Source organism: Caldicellulosiruptoraceae bacterium PP1, assembly GCA_041320695.1.
Classification (GTDB): domain Bacteria; phylum Bacillota; class Thermoanaerobacteria; order Caldicellulosiruptorales; family Caldicellulosiruptoraceae; genus JBGGOQ01.
The window spans coordinates 1-19,711 of sequence record JBGGOQ010000017.1; the positions used below are offsets into that span (position 1 = coordinate 1).

General features: G+C 28.4%; 14 protein-coding genes. 2 read left to right on the forward strand and 12 right to left on the reverse strand.

What is annotated here, in order from left to right; genetic code table 11:
- Positions 1 to 77 precede the first annotated feature (77 nt).
- The 10 genes from ACAG39_11775 to ACAG39_11820 form a co-directional block, all read right to left on the reverse strand.
- Positions 78 to 752 carry a hypothetical protein gene (locus ACAG39_11775; GenBank protein MEZ0537908.1) on the reverse strand — a complete coding sequence of 225 codons (675 nt, stop codon included), beginning with the start codon at positions 750 to 752 and terminating at the stop codon, positions 78 to 80.
- Positions 753 to 810: 58 nt separating this feature from the next.
- A complete protein-coding gene (locus tag ACAG39_11780) occupies positions 811 to 1,494 on the reverse strand; it encodes an ABC transporter ATP-binding protein (protein MEZ0537909.1) in 684 nt (227 codons plus the stop codon).
- Between the two features lie 54 nt (positions 1,495 to 1,548).
- Positions 1,549 to 2,832: a metallopeptidase TldD-related protein gene (locus ACAG39_11785; GenBank protein ID MEZ0537910.1), complete on the reverse strand. Its 1,284-nt coding sequence runs from the start codon at positions 2,830 to 2,832 to the stop codon at positions 1,549 to 1,551.
- 54 nt (positions 2,833 to 2,886) lie between these two features.
- Entirely contained in the window at positions 2,887 to 4,068 is a 1,182-nt protein-coding gene (locus ACAG39_11790) for a TldD/PmbA family protein (protein ID MEZ0537911.1), read from the reverse strand.
- Positions 4,069 to 4,652: 584 nt separating this feature from the next.
- Positions 4,653 to 5,435 (reverse strand): LuxR C-terminal-related transcriptional regulator, encoded by a 783-nt coding sequence (locus ACAG39_11795; protein MEZ0537912.1) that lies wholly within the window; start codon positions 5,433 to 5,435, stop codon positions 4,653 to 4,655.
- A 287-nt stretch (positions 5,436 to 5,722) separates the two neighbouring features.
- On the reverse strand, positions 5,723 to 7,066 hold the full coding sequence (locus ACAG39_11800) for a sugar transferase (GenBank protein ID MEZ0537913.1): 1,344 nt from the start codon (positions 7,064 to 7,066) through the stop codon (positions 5,723 to 5,725).
- A 21-nt stretch (positions 7,067 to 7,087) separates the two neighbouring features.
- The gene (locus ACAG39_11805; protein ID MEZ0537914.1) at positions 7,088 to 8,314 is read right to left on the reverse strand and encodes a glycosyltransferase family 4 protein; all 1,227 of its coding nucleotides are present in this window, start codon (positions 8,312 to 8,314) and stop codon (positions 7,088 to 7,090) included.
- A gap of 111 nt (positions 8,315 to 8,425) precedes the next feature.
- Positions 8,426 to 10,069, reverse strand: coding sequence for a hypothetical protein (locus ACAG39_11810; protein ID MEZ0537915.1), 1,644 nt, complete (start codon positions 10,067 to 10,069; stop codon positions 8,426 to 8,428).
- Complete coding sequence (locus ACAG39_11815; protein ID MEZ0537916.1) at positions 10,069 to 10,779, reverse strand: ABC transporter ATP-binding protein; 711 nt, start codon at positions 10,777 to 10,779, stop codon at positions 10,069 to 10,071. Before ACAG39_11815 ends, ACAG39_11810 begins: the two co-directional genes overlap by 1 nt.
- A 112-nt stretch (positions 10,780 to 10,891) precedes the next feature.
- Positions 10,892 to 12,103 (reverse strand): amidohydrolase family protein, encoded by a 1,212-nt coding sequence (locus ACAG39_11820; GenBank protein MEZ0537917.1) that lies wholly within the window; start codon positions 12,101 to 12,103, stop codon positions 10,892 to 10,894.
- Between the two features lie 159 nt (positions 12,104 to 12,262).
- On the opposite strand from ACAG39_11820, the gene ACAG39_11825 reads away from it, so the two are divergent.
- Together ACAG39_11825 and ACAG39_11830 are read left to right on the forward strand one after the other, a co-directional pair.
- Positions 12,263 to 13,249: an ROK family protein gene (locus ACAG39_11825; protein ID MEZ0537918.1), complete on the forward strand. Its 987-nt coding sequence runs from the start codon at positions 12,263 to 12,265 to the stop codon at positions 13,247 to 13,249.
- Positions 13,250 to 13,255: 6 nt separating this feature from the next.
- Positions 13,256 to 13,891, forward strand: a complete 636-nt coding sequence (locus ACAG39_11830) for an SIS domain-containing protein (GenBank protein ID MEZ0537919.1) — start codon at positions 13,256 to 13,258, stop codon at positions 13,889 to 13,891.
- Between the two features lie 49 nt (positions 13,892 to 13,940).
- On the opposite strand, the gene ACAG39_11835 is transcribed toward ACAG39_11830, so the two are convergent.
- On the reverse strand, positions 13,941 to 16,505 hold the full coding sequence (locus tag ACAG39_11835; protein ID MEZ0537920.1) for a glycoside hydrolase family 2 protein: 2,565 nt from the start codon (positions 16,503 to 16,505) through the stop codon (positions 13,941 to 13,943).
- Positions 16,506 to 16,586: 81 nt separating this feature from the next.
- The gene (locus ACAG39_11840; protein MEZ0537921.1) at positions 16,587 to 19,703 is read right to left on the reverse strand and encodes an alpha-mannosidase; all 3,117 of its coding nucleotides are present in this window, start codon (positions 19,701 to 19,703) and stop codon (positions 16,587 to 16,589) included.
- Positions 19,704 to 19,711 lie beyond the last annotated feature (8 nt).

The following is a 19,711-nucleotide window of genomic DNA, read 5'->3' on the forward strand; positions in this document are numbered from 1 at the left end:
ACAAAAAAAGTTTCAATAAGGTTCTATAATAAATGTTGGGATTAGCCCACCCCAGCATTTATTATAGAACCTAAATTTTAACTAAAATTATACTTTGATAATGATATCCCACATAGCCAAACCAACAGAATAGATATTATAATGCACAAAACTATTATTAAATAAACAGAAATATACAATTTAAAATGTAGATACCAAATTATTAATATAAAAGCACTAAATGCGATAAATGAGAATGTTGGTGTAAATCTTTCACCTTTTAAATATATTTGTATAAATATTGTTATAAGAGATGCCATGAAAGTTATAATAAATAATATTATAAAGTATGATAAATTCATTTCTCCGCTATATAGGTGAAAGGTTTTATAACTTGTGATAATTAATATTAATAATGAGAATAATGAAAGAATATAACCTATAATTGTTGGTAATAGGGCTTTCCCTGTAATAATTATATATTTACTAATTCTCGTTGATAATAAATATTCTATTGTGTTTGCTTTTTTTTCTTCCCAAATTGTATACATTGATATTTGTCCACTCGTTCCTAAAGATACAAAAATTGGTATTAATAAAAAAAATAAATTTATTGGTATTATTGACCTTTCTGAATATAGTTTAATAACTAATGGCATAATTAGAACCAATGAAAAACATATAATTATATTTTTCGTTCCTTTTTTTATTTCCCAATACTCTTTTCTTAAAATAGTTGCAATATCGTATAAATTTACTTTCATTGAAGTCATGTTCTTATCACCCCACATTTCAAAAAGTTTTAAAAACTAATATTTTTTATATCTTAATTTAGCAGTATCTAAAATATAAATCTTTTAATGATTGTGAGCTTTCTGTATTTCCTTGAAACATTATTTTACCTTCTTTTAATACTATAATATCTGAACATAAATCCTGAATGACATTTAGATCATGACTGCTTATCAAAATATCTACCTTCTTTTTATTATATGTTTTTAACAACTCTATTATAATTTCCAAACTTTCGGGATCAATACCTACAGTTGGTTCATCTAATATCAGTATTTTAGGTTCAATTATTAATGTACACAACATTAGTAACCTTTTTTTCATACCATTCGACAAATAGGTAACTTTTTCATTCTTCAAATTTTCTAATTTTAATTCATCCATTAGCTGTTCATAATTAACCTTAAAATTATCATAAGCTAATGCAGTTCTTGCTCTAAGCAGAATATTTTCATATACAGTTAGATTCTCATATAGCCCGCCTTTTTCTGGCATATATGAAATATAATTGCGTGGTAATTGTTTTAAAATTTTATTGTCTATTATTATAGAGCCATTTTGTGGTTTTAATATACCACTTATAAGTCTAAATAATGTTGTTTTTCCTGCTCCGTTATGTCCTAACAATCCCATTATACATTGATTTGGAATATAAAATGAAAGGTCATCAAATACTAATTTATTTTCTTTGTAATAAAACTTTAAATTATCTATTGATATCATTATTTACCTCCTTTTATTTGTTCTAAATTTTATTATAAAAATATAGTTGTAATTTTAAAGCTTAGTAATAAATTCTGGAGTATAAACTGTATTAATCCAATTATTTTCAGAAACTTTATTAATATTTGAAAAAATATTTCTAATATTATCTTCTATAAAAAATATGGTGGGTTTCTGTATATCTTTAAAGCATCCAAACACTATTCCTCTAATATTACCATTTGATAAATCATAAAAACTATTAACATTAAACTCTTTTGCATCAATAAAATAGTCATAACTCATTTCATTTTGTATATCAACAATTAAATTAGTATTTAATATTTTTAATGTATAATCAGGATATTTTCGGTATGCATTCCCAAATAAATAGCCGTTTAATCTTTTATGTAGATATCTAGCAGATGGTACATTTTCTAACTTTCCATTTCTGATTAAATACCTTTTTGATGTTCTATTCCCTTCAAAATCAAACATTATTTTATTTATTGAATTTTCATTCATCGGGTCTTCAATTAAATTAAAGTTATCAGAAAACAACTGTTCATTAATATTATTATCATTTACAAAAGACTTGCCTGATACTATAATATCACCTTTTAATGATTGTATTAACATATGTATTAATTGATATGCAGCATATTGTGAAAACTTTATCTTACCTTGCAGTTTGTTTATTTCATTATTTGCTATCGCAGTAATTTTAAATTTAAAATTATTATACTCAAGACTTTTGAGAATATTTGAACCATATGAAACATTGTTTAATCCTAATGTCAAAGGAACATTACCATATGTTGTTTTTATATCAAATAAACCTTGTATCTTTGAGTTTCTGTTTATATACATATCATTTACTTCAGTAGAATTTTGATATAATATATATTCAGTTTCATAATTATACAAAAATGAAATTACATAACATTTAAATTCCTTTTTAATCTCCTCATAATATTTATTTAACCAAATAATATATTCATTAGTATTTATACTGTTATTCTCATATTGCCAATCAATAATATTATTTTTTGTTAAATAATTAATATTAATAAAATTTTTATTTATAGGTTCTACTGCCAATTCAATTACTATATTAGTAATATTATCAATTAATGAATGCAAGTTTCTTTCATCATCACAAGATATTGTAATTGAAGCATATTTGTTATCATAAATAATATTTGTAACAATATATTTATCGTTAATATTCTTATTTATTTTCTCATTATGCTCATATCCAATTACAATATTATTATAATTTATTAGATATGTTTCTACAAAACTGCAACCTTTTTTTATGCAACTGTTAATTAATAAATCAGATATTTTATTATTCATTTTTTATCACCACTAATATTTAATAATTATAAATTATATTAACATTATTTATTTTTATTGTAGGTGAACCTGCACAAACTGGCAGACTTTGCTCTTCTTTAGTACATATAAAAGGAATAATAAAAAATCATTACCAATTAATTCAATATTGTTTAATGTATTAATAATATTATCTTTAATTATAAAATTAGTAATTCTGTCTGTTATTTTACCTTTGTTAATTATATTGCCTGTTCCGCAATATAAAAGATAATCGCCATTTTTAGGATTTACTTGCCCCATACATATATTATCTACATAAATTCCTGACTCTACTGAACTAATAATTGAATCACAATCTCCACCCACATTATTGCTTAATATGTAGGTGACTCTCATTCTTGGCATAGACTTGAATTTATAAGATTTACGTCTAGCACAGCCTGTATTTTTAAAATTCAACTGTTTTGCTGTCTTTTCATTACAAATATATCCCGATAACACTCCATTAGTTACAATGTTTACTTTTTCTAATATATTCCCTTCATCATCAAATGCATTTAAACCTATATAATCATTAAATCCATATGGATCATCAAGAACATTTAAATTATCAGCTCCAATTTTATCTCCAATATTTATTCTATTCCCAAAAATAGACATTCCTCTTGATATTAAATCACCTTCAACCATATGACCTAGTATTTCATGCACAAGAAATCCACCTGTACCTTTTGCAAAAATAACTGACGATGAACCATTTGGAAGCCTAATTTCCTGTTCTAAATATGAAGCGTCTTCAAGCAATAAATTAAAGTTTATATTTATTTTATTAATTGTTTCTTCAATATCATTACCAATTATAAAATCTTTATATAGCGTCTTACCATTTTTTGCTATTAATCCTAATTTAATATTGTTCCATGAACGTTCACAATATCCATTATTATCACTTTTAATTATATTAACATGTTCTATTTGATGTGTTAATAAAAGCGAAAATTTATACTTATTCATACATGCATATTCAGATAATATATTTAAATTATCAAATAAGATATTAATATTGTTTCTTGGAAAAGGAAATAAATCATTTCTTATTTTTTCTATTACAAAAGAGGATGGAGCTATTGTTTGGAAAGAAAATTCATTGTTCTTTTCGGTACATTTACCTGAATCTATTATTAACTCATAATTATTGCATCCATCAATATGTTTAATAATGCATTTTAAAGTATGTTGTATGAATTCAATCACTGGTATCTCATTCCATTTGTTTTAAATTTAGAAGGTATCTATCTTGACACCTTAATAATAAATAATTAATTGGCTAAATAAGTTATGTTAATTTAAAGTACATATTATTTTTAATTTACTAATAATAGTTATATTAATATTTATGTTTTTTTAACATTAACTAACTATTAGTATTTAATTTGTGTAATTTTGTTGTGTCAATATCTGTTTTTTTGCTCATTTTAGCTCATAATTTATTATAATTTCTTAAATTATTATGTTTTTCTTTAAATATATCAATGCTTCTCTGAATTTAATTTGTTCTTGAGTTTTCATATCATATTTGTTAAAGGTTATTAAATGGAGATGGTCCTATTGCTATTATAGATATTGTGACGTAGCAATTTTATTCCATCTTCCATCATAAATCTTATTTATAAAGGATAGTATTTGTATTTGAAATGTTAGCATATAATTGAATAAAAATACATATAAATTTCAATGCTGTACTCTTTTTTTATTTTAATTAATGATTTTTATTTTGTCCACTATACTTTAGTATAGTATTAGCATAAAAAAGACTATACTAAAGTATAGTCAATGTATTAATCTACAGATATTACTTCAAGTTTTGTTGCTTTTGCGATAGCTTCTTGAATGTTTTTGACATGTAGTTTTTTTATGATTTGTTTTTTATGATATTTTACAGTAGCCACTTCAATCCCAAGTTCTATTGATATAGATAATTCCTTGTATCCTTGAGCACACATTCTTAATATTTCTAGTTGCTTGTCTGTTAAATTTATATTAAATATGCTTCTTCCTAACTCTTTTTTATTGTACTCACTAATAATCTTATCTTTAAGTAACTCTATTACTAAAATCATCTCATCTGCTATACTTTTTTCGATTGTTGATATGTCTATATAGCCTATTATCTCCATATTATCAATTAATAATGGAGTAGCTATACAATACCATTTCTTTAATATTTCACAATAGTGTTCATTAGGTTTTAAATATACTGTTTTTTTAATCTTCATTGCCATTGATATTGCGTTGGTCCCTAAGCTTCCTTCTGAAAAGGACATTCCTACCTTGAAGTTTTGTTCATCTAAACAATTGTATATTTTTTTATTGCATTTAATATCCAATAGATATCCTTCACAGTCAATTAACAAAAATATGTAATCATTTTTAATCTGACTTTTAATACCATTAATACAACTGCAAAAGATATCAATAAGTTTTTCGTTTCTTTTTAATCTAATGTATAACTCATTTCCTTTCAGTCTCACAAGCGGAAAAGTTATTGATTTATTTATTCCATATCTTGTACATCTTTTATGAGATAAAAGTATTTCTTTATATATTTGTATTTGTTTCAAATGTTTTCACCTTCTTGAATTTTCACAAATACATATCTATACCATTTAATGTGCTTGTCCTCTTTGTAAATAGTAATATATTAATTCTAATTACTTTATTTGTATATTTTAATCATTATTATAAATTACCATTATCAATAATGTCAATTATTTATTATATATTTATTATAAATTTAATATATTAATTAGATAAAATAAGCGTTTTATATTATTAATTATTTGTGTTTACATAAATATTTTTAATTTGTAAATAATATTTACTATTTAGCATAAAAAAACAGGGCTCTTTACCCTGCTTTTTTGATTCCTTCTGATGCTTCTTTTGTGAATATTGTTTTTAATGTTAATAGCAAAATCTTTATATCAAGTAACACCGAGTAGTTTTTGATATATATCAAATCAAGCCTTAGTTTATCCTCTGTATCTGTTGCATACTTCCCAAATACCTGTGCAAAACCTGTGATACCTGCTTTTACGTTGTGCCTAATTGAATATTCTGGATACTGCTTTTTAAACTGCTCAACAAAGTATGGTCTTTCTGGCCTCGGTCCTATAAAACTCATCTCACCTTTCAAAACGTTTATGAGCTGAGGAAGCTCATCAAATCTCACAGCCCTTAAAAAACGTCCAACTTTTGTTATCCTTGGGTCATTTTCAGTTGCCAATACTGGCCCAGTCATCTTCTCAGCATCTTTTACCATAGTTCTAAACTTTAGAACATAAAACTCTTTTTCGCCTTCTGTTACCCTTTTTTGCTTATAAATAATTGGACCAGGTGAATTAATTTTAATAGCTATTGCTACCAAAAGCATTATCGGAAATGCAACAACAAGACAAACAAAAGCTAAAATGATATCGCAAACCCTTTTAATAAGCCTTTGTTCGCTGGTAAGCTCTGGTGGTTCAATACTTATTGTTGAAACATCATCAAAATATATAAACCTTGAGTTGCTTACCAAAATATCTCTAAAATCAGGAACAAGAAAAACATGTTTCTTAAGTTCAACAGCTTTTTTTATAATCTCAGTTTTTTTATTTGCCTCTATCTCAGAAGCAATATATACAGTATCTACCTTTTTCATATAGTTTTCAATATCTTCATTATTATCAGCAGGCAAAACATATTTTACATCAATCCAACCCTTTGATATGTAATGAAGTTTTTCTGCATAAATTTTAGCCTTGTCTTTTTGCCCTATTACAAGAATATTTTTTACACCTTGAAGTTTTCTGAAAACCTTTAAAACAGAAAATCTCCATAGACTTAATAAAATAAACTGTATAAAAAAGGCATATATAAATATACTTCTTGGAAAAGCAAAATGGCGAACAAAAAATGTTGATGCAACTGTTGCAAATTGAAGTAATATAAGAACTATCCCAAGAGAAAACATTATATCACTCATAGATTTCATAGTAATTGTATAAAGCCCATAGATATTAAAAAGAAGAATTACAACAATAGTAATCTCGGGTATAAGGTTATAATAAGGTAAGAAATTCCTTTTCGGAAAAGTGAAATTAAATTTAATAATATAAGCTAATATATATCCTGCATGAACCAAAAGAATATCCATTAAAAGCACAAAAAACTTATTTAATTTATGATAATTTTTTATATATGTCCTCATAAACAAAAATCACTCCATATTTTATAAAATTGATTCCAATCTATCCGCTAATACCTTAATGTCATGATGTTTTTCAATATAATCCCTACCATTTTGACCAAGTTCTTTTCTTTTCTCATCACTCATATTATATATTTTTATTATTGCATCAGCAAATTGTTTTGCATCTCCCGGTTTTGTTGTAATACCAGCATTTGCTTCTTTTACAATGTCGTTTATTACATCTGCTGCAAAAACTATAGGCTTTTGACTACAAAGATAATCAAAAAGCTTATTTAAACTAATTCCATATTTGTAAACAGCTAAGTTATGCATTGAAATTAAAGCTACGTCAACGCCATTTAGAAGTAGTGGAACATCATATTTTTTAATAGGTTGATAGAAATATATATTTTTAAGGTTAAGTTCATTTGCCATTTTCTCAAGCTTTTCTTTCTCGGGGCCATCACCTACAATTAAAAAATGTATCTTTTCGCCTACAATATCTTGAACATACTTTGCAGCTTCAACTATTGTTTCCATAGCGTTAGCTCTTCCCAATGCTCCTAAATATAGTGCTTTAAAATATCCCACGTGTTCTTTTAAAATACTTTCAACATCAGGGCTTTTACCATTTTTTATAATTTGGTCAAATCGCTCAATAGATGTTCCGTTTGGTATATAAATAGCTTTGTCCTTTGGATATCCTCTTGAGATAATATAGTCAACAGCTTTTGGAAATAAAACTATTATCTTCTTGGCTCGCTTATATATAAAATCCTCAATTAGCCTCAAGGTCTTAGCTATTATACCATTTTCAGAAATAGCCCCCATATCAATAGCTGATTGAGGCCAAATATCCCTTATCTCTGCTATGTATCTTGCATTTTTCTTTTTAGCTAATAAATATCCTACAATACATGTTAAAGGATGGAAGGATGATGCAATTATTGTATCTGGATTTTCAAATTTTTTTGCAACAAAATATAGATTCTTTGAGAAAGAAATAATATTTAGTACCCTTTTTAAGTCATTCTTCTTATATGGGGTTGTCTTTATCCATACAAATTTTACATTTGATATTTTTTCTTCTTTATATTTTAAGCCTTTTTCTAGTGTTTCTTCTCGAGTTTTATGGTCAAAACTTGAGGCAAAAATAGTTACATCATATCCTCTTTTAGCCAATTCCTCTGCAAAATCAAAATGTCTTGTAATCCCACCTATCCTTGGAGGAATAGCATAATGATTCATAATCCAAATTTTTTTCAATGTAAAGGTTTCTCCTTTCGAGTCAAAAATTAAACCAAATTATATTATACTTTTTTTATTAATTAATTTAAATATAAATTTAAAAAAGCCCTCTAATTAAATAGAAGGCTTTTATACATTTATGCTATTAAACCTTTTTGAAATCTTGAGCCCTGCATAATAGGCAGCTATTAAAAGTATTATGTTGGTAGATAATAAAATTAGATATCCTAAATTTCTGCTAAAATTGTATTTGTAAGCAAGATAAACAAATAAAGCATTTAAAAGAATATGAGCAAAAAGTATAAACATCTGCAAAATAACATTCATATTCTGTTTTACTGCTTCTGTTACATTTTTCCATATTAGTTTCGGCCTTATTACATCTATTATCAATCCTATCAGTCCATTAAATGTTACAATAATCTCGCTTATTAATAATATTATTATTGAGTCTAAAAGGTTAATCTTTAGAATTATTAAATTAATTAATATATAGCTTAAAATATTAGGTATAGAAATAATAATTGTATTAGCAATTAACTTACCAAGAAAGATATCTTCAGCTAATATAGGCAGGCTTTTTTCAATCCAGAGCTTCTTACCATCCTTTGAGTATGATGCTGAATACAGTGATGAAATACTAAAGGTAGCCAATGCAACAGGAACAGCCATATAGATATAAGTCTTAAGATTATTATTCTGAAATACCTTTGAAAGCGTCCCAATGATATCTACTTCTTGGCTTTTCTGTCCTAAGATATAATACATAACAAGAAGTATTGGTATAGCTATATATCCACCAATACCATTCATCATAACCATTGGCTCTCTTGTTGTTACAAATATCTCTTTTTTTATATAGCTTTTTATAAAACTTTGTGTCGTTATAACTGTATATTCTCTTTTTGAAGTTCTCGATTGAGTTTGTCCTTTTATTATTGGTGAAAGGTAAAACTTTGAGGAAAAAATATATAAAACAGCTAAATATATAATGCAAACAGCAATGTTTAACATCTGACTAATAAACCCTTTCGACCCACTATAAATAAAGGTATCAACACCATAAGCTATACCTGGAATCACTGATTTTAGCTTGCCTATTTGAGTTATCTTATATTGCGAAAAACTTGTAATATTTGTGTGTTTTTCTGTGGGAACAAGATAATATACAAATAAAAGATAAACAGAGATTATAACTACAAAAAGTGCAATGTTCCAAAACCATTGGCTGCGTCCAATTTTGGGCATATTAGCAACAAGTATTGATAATACTGCACTTAAAAATAATGGAATTATTGGCAGAAATAAAATTGTGATAAATGAATTAATAGCAATAAATAAATCCTGTTTTGCAAATTTCAAGTTCAAAATATATACTGGTAGAGCCATAAATATGGTAATTATCAAATCAAAAAGATATATTATCAATATTTTGGCTGTAAAAATCTCAAATGGTTTATATGGCAATGGTAATAGTATATCAAAATCGTTTGAGTAAAACAGTATTTGATAGACTATAATAAAGCCAAACAATAGAAGCATTGACTGGATTCCTACATATATACCACTTGTATAAAGGTCATATATATCCAAGCCAGTTTTTGCGATATTTTTGTAGTTCAGGTACATTAGTGCAATATATGATATATAGCTTGGAAGAAATGCAATAATTAGCAGTATACCAATTAAAATATTTTTAACTCTTTTTTTATCTTTAAGAACTGGATTAAGATTAAAATTAACAAGTATTTGTGTTTTAATTAGACTTAACATTATTCAGTCAACTCCATAAATATATTTTCAAGTGTTTCATCCTTACCACTTCTTAATTCATCTAAAGTTCCACAAGCAATTACTTTTCCATTTTTTATAATACCTACTCTATCACAAAGCCTTTCTGCAACATCAAGTATATGAGTTGAAAAGAAAACTATATTCCCTTTATTTGCATGTTCTCTCATCATATTTTTAAGTTCAAATGCTGCTTTTGGATCAAGCCCAACAAGAGGTTCATCAAGTATCCAAACCTTAGGCTCATGAACTAATGTTGAAATCAACACAACCTTTTGCTTCATTCCATGTGAATAGTTGGATATGTAGTCGCCAAGGCTATCTTTCAGTTCAAAAATCTCAGCAAACCTTTCTATATTTTTCTTTCTCACATCATGTGGTGTTTTGTATGCATCTGCTATAAAGTTTATATATTGAATTCCAGTAAGCTTTTCGTAGATATCTGGAGTGTCAGGAACATAGCCAATAAGCTTTTTGGCTTGTATTGGATTTTTAAGCATATCAATATTGTTTATTAGAACCTCACCTTTATCCTGTCTGAGTATCCCAACCATCATTTTAATTGTAGTTGTTTTTCCTGCACCATTTGGTCCAATAAATCCAAAAATCTCACCATCGTTAATTGTAAGGTTTAAGTTATTTACAGCTACTTTATTGCCGTAGGATTTATGGAGATTTTTTAAAATAATCATCAAAAAACACCTCTGATTTATTATTTATTAGTAAGCCAGAGAGAAGCGTCCCTGTTGGTTCTGGTGTATACTGGAATACCAGGGAGAACCGTCCCCACTGGCTCACGTTGGCTTATAGGTTGTAGATAGAAATAGGATTATTGTATAGGATATTTTGTGCAAACTCTATTGCTTCTTCAATATCCATATAGCCTTGCTGAATCTTTTGTTTTAGAGTATTATATATAACCTCTCTTGTAATAACTGAATGTGAGTAGATATTTTCTACATGCATAAAGTCTCCACCAAAACCAATTATCTTATTCTGTGGTATTAATTCAATTGCGTATGAAAGTGTTTCATTTGATAAACTTGGGCTTATCAAATGTATCCATGTAAAATCTACATAAACATTAGGAGTATTTTTGGCAATTGATAGATATTGGTTTTGATAAGGAAAGCCTGTGTGAAGCAATATAAACTTTATATCTTTATACCTGTTTACTACACTTAAAAAGTTTGTAACATCAGAGTAACTAAGCTGATATCCGTTTTCGACAGCACATGGTTCAACATGCCCTGTGTGAACTTGTATAGGAAGATTGTGTTCTAAGATAAAATTCATAATATGATGGAATATATAATTTTCTAACCTTTTTGAAAAATGGTTTTGCTCAAAATCATATCTAGCCTCTTCATATTCGCTCATCTTAATATCTAAATCTCTCCAATACGGTAACCCAAATTTGTATCCTATTATACCATTATTATAAAACTTTTGTAATAAGTTGTGAACATGTTCCAAATAATCATCAAAGGAAAATTTGCTTACTCCTTCATTCCTTTTTCTATTAATTACATCTTCAATATATCCCTTTTGCATAAGAAAATCAAGATATGCTAATGATTTTGCATAATATGGGGGATTAAAGCTCCCTCCATCAATTACAAGTAAAATGTTGATATTTGCTCTTTTCTTTAGAACAAATTCATACCAATTAGGATCATCATTTTTTTCTTTAATCATTCTATTTAATTCATATATACCCTCTTTATCGATTTTATCTATACCATATAAATCCTTTGCAAATATTTTAATTGCTTTTGCATATGAAGTGTTTTTTGTTTTATTGTAATAATCTAAAAATATATCAATTTTTTCATCAAATTCAATTTCAGAAGTGCTTATTCTATATGGCATCCCTGCAGTTATCATATCTGATTCCAAATAATGAAGCATATGAAAAAAATCAGCATTCATTTTCTTTCTTTCATCTTTATAATACATATGTTCATGAGCATCTATAATCTTCATGTTATGTATCTTTTCATAAAGTAAGTCCATTTAAGCTCATCTCCTTCTTATAAACATATATTATTATCTTATCAGATTTATACAGTGTTTTTCAAAAAAATATTACTATTATTAATAAATATAATGCTTTGAGCAAGTTCTCATTTTGATTTATAATATTATTAATCGATAAACATAAAAGAGGTGAGATTGTTGGATAATTTATATATCGGGATAGATATTGGCGGTACAAAATGTGCTTGCATTTTAGCTGATGAAACGCCAATGATCATTGATAAGATTTCCTTCCCAACTCAAGTTGATAAGGGCCCTGAATATGCAATAAATAAAATAATAGAATCCATTGAAGAGATAATTAAAACCCAAAATGTTGATAAAACTTTAATAAAATCAATTGGTATTAGCTGTGGTGGCCCTCTTGATAGCAAAAAGGGACTTATCCTTTCCCCACCGAATCTTCCTGGATGGAATGAAATACCAATTGTTGATATAATAAAAAATAGATTTAATATTCCCACATTTCTTCAAAATGATGCAAATGCTGGTGCATTAGCTGAATGGAAGTTTGGAGCGGGTATCGGTACAAAAAACATGATATTTTTAACATTTGGAACTGGTATGGGTGCAGGATTAATTTTAAATGGCAAGCTATATAGTGGAACAAACGATATGGCAGGTGAGGTTGGGCATATCAGGATAGCTGAAAGTGGCCCTGAAGGCTATGGTAAAAAAGGTTCATTTGAGGGATTTTGCAGTGGTGGCGGGATTGCTAAATTAGCTAAGATTATAATAGATGATTATATGAACAAAGGTATTGAAATAGACCTTGTAAAAAAGATTGATATTAATAATATAACAACAAAAGACTTAGCCATAGCAGCACAGAACGGTGATGAGGTTGCTAAAGAGATATTTAAAATAAGTGGTTATAAGTTAGGACTTGGTTTATCAATGTTAATAGATATTCTAAATCCTGAACTTATAGTTATCGGCTCTGTTTTTGCAAGAAGTAAAGAATTACTTTGGCCATATGCTGAAAAGATTATAAAAAAAGAAGCACTTGGTATTTCATATAATGTTTGCCGTATTGAACCAACAAAGTTAGGTGAACATATAGGTGATTATGCCGCAATATCAGTAGCTGTAAACGGACTTAATGAAATAGAAATGGAGTGATTTTTTTTGAATCAAGTGATAATAGAGGATACTATAAAAAGATATCCAAAGCTTTATCAATGTTCAGAACAAATTAAAATGGCATGTCAAACTATTATAAATTGCTATGAAAATAATGGAAAGGTTCTTGTTTGTGGCAATGGCGGCAGTGCATCAGATAGTGAGCATATTGTTGGTGAACTTATGAAAGGATTTTTAATGAAAAGACCATTAAACCAAGAACATAAAGCCAAGTTAGTACAATATATTGACCAAAATGATCAATATTTAATAGAAAAACTTCAGTATGGACTCCCTGCTATCTCCTTGGTAAACCATAATAGCTTAGTTACTGCAGTTTCTAATGATAACCATGGTGACCTTATATTTGCACAACAGGTATTGGGATTTGCAAAAGAAAATGATATATTAATTGGTCTTTCAACCTCCGGAAATTCAAAAAACGTTGTTTTAGCATTTTCTGTTGCTAAGGCTTTAAACTTAAAAACAATTGCACTTACTGGCCTTAATGGTGGAAAACTAAAAGATTTAAGCGATATTTTAATAGCTGTTCCTGAAACAGAAACATATAAAGTTCAAGAACTGCATCTACCTGTATATCATGCAATATGTGCTGTTGTTGAACAGTATTTCTTCGGATAATAAAAAACCCACAGTGAACCTTTTCTCTGTGGGTTTTTATTTATTTTTATTAAAATGAATAAAACTTTATAAGAGGAACATCAGTATTTGAAGTATCTTCTTTTAAAAATCCACCTGCATCTTTTTTAGTGCAATAAACTGTTATTTCTTTTTCTTCGTTTGGCAGAAGTATCTCAAAATTATCATCACAGTAGTACCAAAAAGCATTGCTTTCTTCTTGGCAATTAACATGCAGTGCAATGTTTTCACTAATGTTTTTAACCTTGAATATAGCCTTTTTCATATCTATAAAATTGAATCCTTCAACATTTTCCCACTCTGTAAGCTGTTCAGAGCTTACATATTGTTTCCTTAATTGCAAAAATCCTTTATATATTTCCTTTTCTAATGTTGAGAAATAGTAGCTGTTTCTGAATACCTCTTTATCATCTTGATAAACTCTTATAAGAACAATAAAACTATCTGTAAAGTCTTCTGTTACTTCAATAGAATATTCATCTACCTTTTTTGACTTGTATAAAATAGTATCAGTTATATAATGCCTTTCATAGATAATTTTGTTGTTCTTATTAATAATCTCAAATAATACCTTTAAATTTTTATATTCTTTATCACTATCAATATATAAAGCAGCATTAAACTGTTGTCCTATTTTATAATCTAATCTTCTATAATCAAGTGATGCATGAACAGTGTTATATGCTTTTTTCACCCAATAGTATGCCATTTTAGGATCGCCATAGTATTCAACAAGAGAAGTACATGATAAATTAGGCCAAGGTTCATTAAACTGCCATATGATAGAGCCACTATTTCTAAACTGTCTTCTCCTATTAGCTTCAACAATAAATCTTAGGCCTTCTGCTTGTATCCACTGGCTATATTCAGAAAAATCCTCAATATTTTTTATTTCACCAAAAAAGTAAAGGTCTCTATCTAAAGTCCCCCACCATTCACCATGATGTCTAAATACAATACATTCACGCATCCTTGCAACTTTATGGTATTTTTTGCTTAAGAATTTATTTATCGTTTTCATTGAACTCATACCGTCATTTCCAAATTCGCTATGGAATAGTGAATCTGACTCCCCATAAAGCTCATAATGAAATGGATTGCCCTGAAACTCCCATCTTCCATGCACATCATGTGATACACCTTTTTGTGTTGTTACAAACTCAACAGGACCTGATGCTGACGTTGGTAAGAATAGTCTTTGTGGATCATATTTCTCTACCAAGGCTCTCAATAATGATATATTGTAGTCTGTATAATCAACAGGCTTATTCTCCTCAAATGTAAGTTCATTTCCTCCACTCCATACAGTTAATGAAACATGATTTCTCCTTCCTATAATAGCAGCTTTTGAGTTTTTCTCAAGTAGTTCTAAAAAACTTGGTATCTTTGAAGGAATATTATCAAGCCCAGAACTTGATTGTATAAATTCTTGCCAAATTAATATCCCATATTTATCACACAGGTCATAGAAAATCTCTCTCTCTATAATACCTCCACCCCAGAGTCTTACCATATTTACTCCAAGATTTTTCATGCAAAGAATCATCCACTCGTAATGAGCCTTAGAAACATTACCATATGTATGATCAAGTGGAGTAAGGTTAACACCTTTTATATAAATCTTTTTACCATTTATCACAAATGTATATGGAAGTGAATCAGCAGGGCTATTTTCATTATGCATATACTCTAATTTTCTTATACCTATTGAATAATCCTTTTTATCGTATAGCTTTCTTTCATCCTTTAATTCTAAAATTAACTTATAAAGTGGTTGTTCACCATAACCATTGGGAAACCAAAGGTATGGATTTTCAAGTTCTAAAGTTTTAGAAATGATATTTGAATATCCTTCTACACGCTCGAAGAGTAATCTATTGTCTGGTGACAGTAATTTATATACAATTTTCAAATTCTCTGTATTAATTTCTTGAGTATTTCTGATAATTGTCCCTTTTATATTAATAATACCTTTTTTATCAATTACATCAGTTGTTATATAACTATCAGCTATTGAGACCTCTTGGTGAATCTTTAAAACAACATCGTCCCATATACCTATGTTCACAAGCCTTGTTCCAAAATCCCACTTATAATTAAATCTACTTTTTTGTGTCGTTGTCTTTGATGTCCAACCAATCTGTCCCATCTCATCAGGTGGAGACATAAATAAAATTTTTAAATCGAAACTATCATTGTTTTTTATAATATCTGTTATATCAAATATAGCAGGTTCATACATCCCTTCATGTTCACCAAGAATGTGGTTATTTAATATAAACATTGCTTTGTAATCTATACCTTTAAAAATAAGTTCGTATTTTGTTCCATGTTCCATAGGTTTCTCAAAATGTGTTCTATACATCCACCATCTATTTTCAACCCATTCACATTTAAGGCTATTAAGGTCAATATATGGGTTTTCTATAAGCCCTGCTTTATATAAGTCGTATTGGATACTCCCTGGTACCTCAGCTTCTATCCAATCGGTAATACCAACAAGGTCTTTACCTGTTTCTACACTCTTACCTAACATCGGAACCCAAGGCCAATATCCTTTTAATTCCCAATTAAGATGATTTAATAAAATCTCCATATAAATCTCACCTACCTAATGATAATAAAGAGGGTGAAAAATAAACACCCTCTTTGGTTTTACAAATTGTAAATAAATATATCATAGATAAATTTTGAATGTCTTAATCTTATAAGGCTCAAAATATGCAACAAAACTGTTGTTACTAAATTCAATTGGTTTTGGTTCTTCCTCAACAAAATTTACCTCAAAACATTGCTTTATTTCTTTTGCAAGAGTAAAAGTAGCATAACCTCTTGTCTGCTTACTTTCATATGCTCTAATAATTAAGGCATTATCATCCTCTGCCTTTTTTATAGTATCAATGATAATATTTTTATTATCTACACTGATAAATGAAAACGTAGTTGGTAGAATACCGCCATTATTCTCTTTAAATGTAACAATTACTTGATTATTTAAAAAATCAGCTTCTTTTATAACATCACTTTGATTCCATGATCCCTTGTGCGGATATATACTATAGGTAAAGTTATGAATACATCTATCTGCTGTCTCATCTGGTTTAACCGGTGATTTTATAAGGGTAAGTCTTATATTATTGTCCTTGATATCATATCCATATTTACAATCATTTAATAAGGATATACCGTAATTCCCCTCTGAAAGGTCTGCCCATCTTTGCGCAGGAACTTCAAATTTTGCAATGTCCCAACTTGTGTTCCAATGTGTAGGTCTTTCAATAGTTCCATATTGTATTTCATATGTTGCTTTGTTAGTTCTTATATCTACAGGGAATAAAACCTTAAGAAGCTCTTGTTTTTGCTTCCAGTCAACAGTTGTCTCAAAATCAATCCTTCTTGTATGATTGTAGACTATAACTTTTTGCTCAACTATTGACTCATAATATCTCCATTTAAAATATAAAACACCTTTTGTGAATCCATTAAATAAAACCTTTCTTTCTAAAAGCTCAGTTACCTCATTCATCTTTTGCTGATAGAAGATATCTATATCCCATGCGTCAAATGCCTGAGGCTTGTCCTCAAAAACCTGCATTATATTCCCTTTTCTGCCTTTTGAAATAATTTCTCGATTATTTTCCTTATCAAATAGTGAAACTATATGGCCATTATCATCAAACTTTATTGTATAGTACTTATTGTCTATCTCATTTACAGATACATTTATTTTGCTACCCAATTCTTGGTATTTTTTATCAATTATTTCAAATGTCTTGTAGCCATATGGTGGTATTTCTTCTGCTATAAATAATAGCTTATTATCAACAGACTCTGAAATACATTTATTATTTTTATCATCTATAATGTTTTTCTCTGTACTACAATCAATTTGAACTATCTCTGTTCTTGTCCATGATGTTGGGTTAACAACAACTATTGTATTTGGTTTGGCGTCTATTAGATTAACTATATTATTAATAGCATCATTTACTGCATTGTTTCCAATATTATTTACTACTTCAAAATCCTTTTTTGTATCATCATAAACCTGTCTTATTGAAGAACCAGGTATTATATCATGGAACTGATTAAGTAGTATAAGCTCCCATCCTTTGTTTAAATCTTCTTGAGGATACTTATTATTATCATATACAAAGCTTAATGAAGACAAAAACTCAGCGTTATGATATAGTATCTCTGCCTTTCTGTTCAATCTTTTTATGATACCTTGTGATGTATATGTCCCTCTATGAAACTCTAAGTAAAGCTCACCATCCCAAACAGGTACATCCTTGTTCATTAATGTATCATTTAATCTTTCCATATAAGGTTCGACATGTCCAAATTCAAACTGTGGAACCCCAGGTATATTCTTAAGAATCATACCATTTTCAATCATCTCTTTTGTTGGGCCTCCACCGCCATCTCCCCAGCCAAAAGTAAGTAAAAGCTCACTGTTTATATCCTTTTGTTTATAGTTATCCCATATTCCTTTGACTGTATATGGTTCAACAACTCCATTGTAGGTATATATTTTGCTTCCTACTTCTGGTGTTGTAATAAAATGCGTAAGAACCTCTGTACCATCTATTCCTCTCCACATAAATGTATCGTATGGGAATCTGTTGAACTGATTCCATGAAATTTTTGAAGTAATGAAGTATTTCAAACCACATCCAATAATTATTTGTGGTAATGCCCACGAATAACCAAATACATCAGGCAGCCACAGTACAAATGTATCTTTGTTAAATTCTTTCTTTATAAATCTTTTCCCAAATAAAAACTGCCTTATTAATGATTCACCTGAGGGAATATTGGTATCGGCTTCAACCCACATGCCACCTGTAATTTCCCATTGCTTACTATTGATCTTCTCTTTAACCTTTTCAAAAATCTCTGGATAATCCTGTTTCAAAAATTTATATAACTGAGGGGAGGAATGCATAAATTTATAATCAGGATATTGAGCCATCAAGTTTAAAACAGTAGAAAATGTCCTTGAAGCCTTTTCTTTTGAATGTTGTAACCTCCAAAGCCAAGCCATATCAATATGGGAATGGCCGATACCAATTACTTTAGGCTTGTGTTCATTAACCTTGCTAAATTCATTAAGGTTTTCTTTTAGATAGTTATATGCGTTTTTAATTGATTTATAGTATTCTTGGCTTTTATATTCATTGAATTTTATTAACTTAAATGTATTTTCAATAATTTCAATGTATTTATGCCTTCTTATGTCGCTCTCAGGTAATATTGATATTGTCTTTGAGACAACATCTACCATATGATAGAATTTCTCAGTAGTTTCATCAATACAGATAAGCTGAGCAAGTTTAAATCTTCTTCTATCAGGAACACCTAATACACCGCTCCAAACTCTTAGAGCTATAAATATCTCATCTTTATTGACTATGTATTTCTGAGGAATAACAGCTTCTTCATGCCAAATATCAATAGCCTGGACAGGATCCCCATCTATAAACAACAAAGCCTCAGCAGTTGATTCTCCTCCATCTCTTGGACCACACAAAAATCTTAAAGCTAATTTACCATCTCTAAAATCTTTGGGTATAGCAACAGTAGTTCTGAACCATGCTATAATGTCATATCCACCCCAAAATGAACCAACCTTAAAGTCATAAAAATCTGAGTGGTTAAAATCCGGGTACCTTGCATCTTTAATATCTTTTTCTATGTATTTGAAATCTTTAATATCATATACTTTTTTATATATTGAATCCTTTATTTCAGGCAAATATCTTTGTATCTTCTCAAGAGTAAAAAAGTACATCAATCACC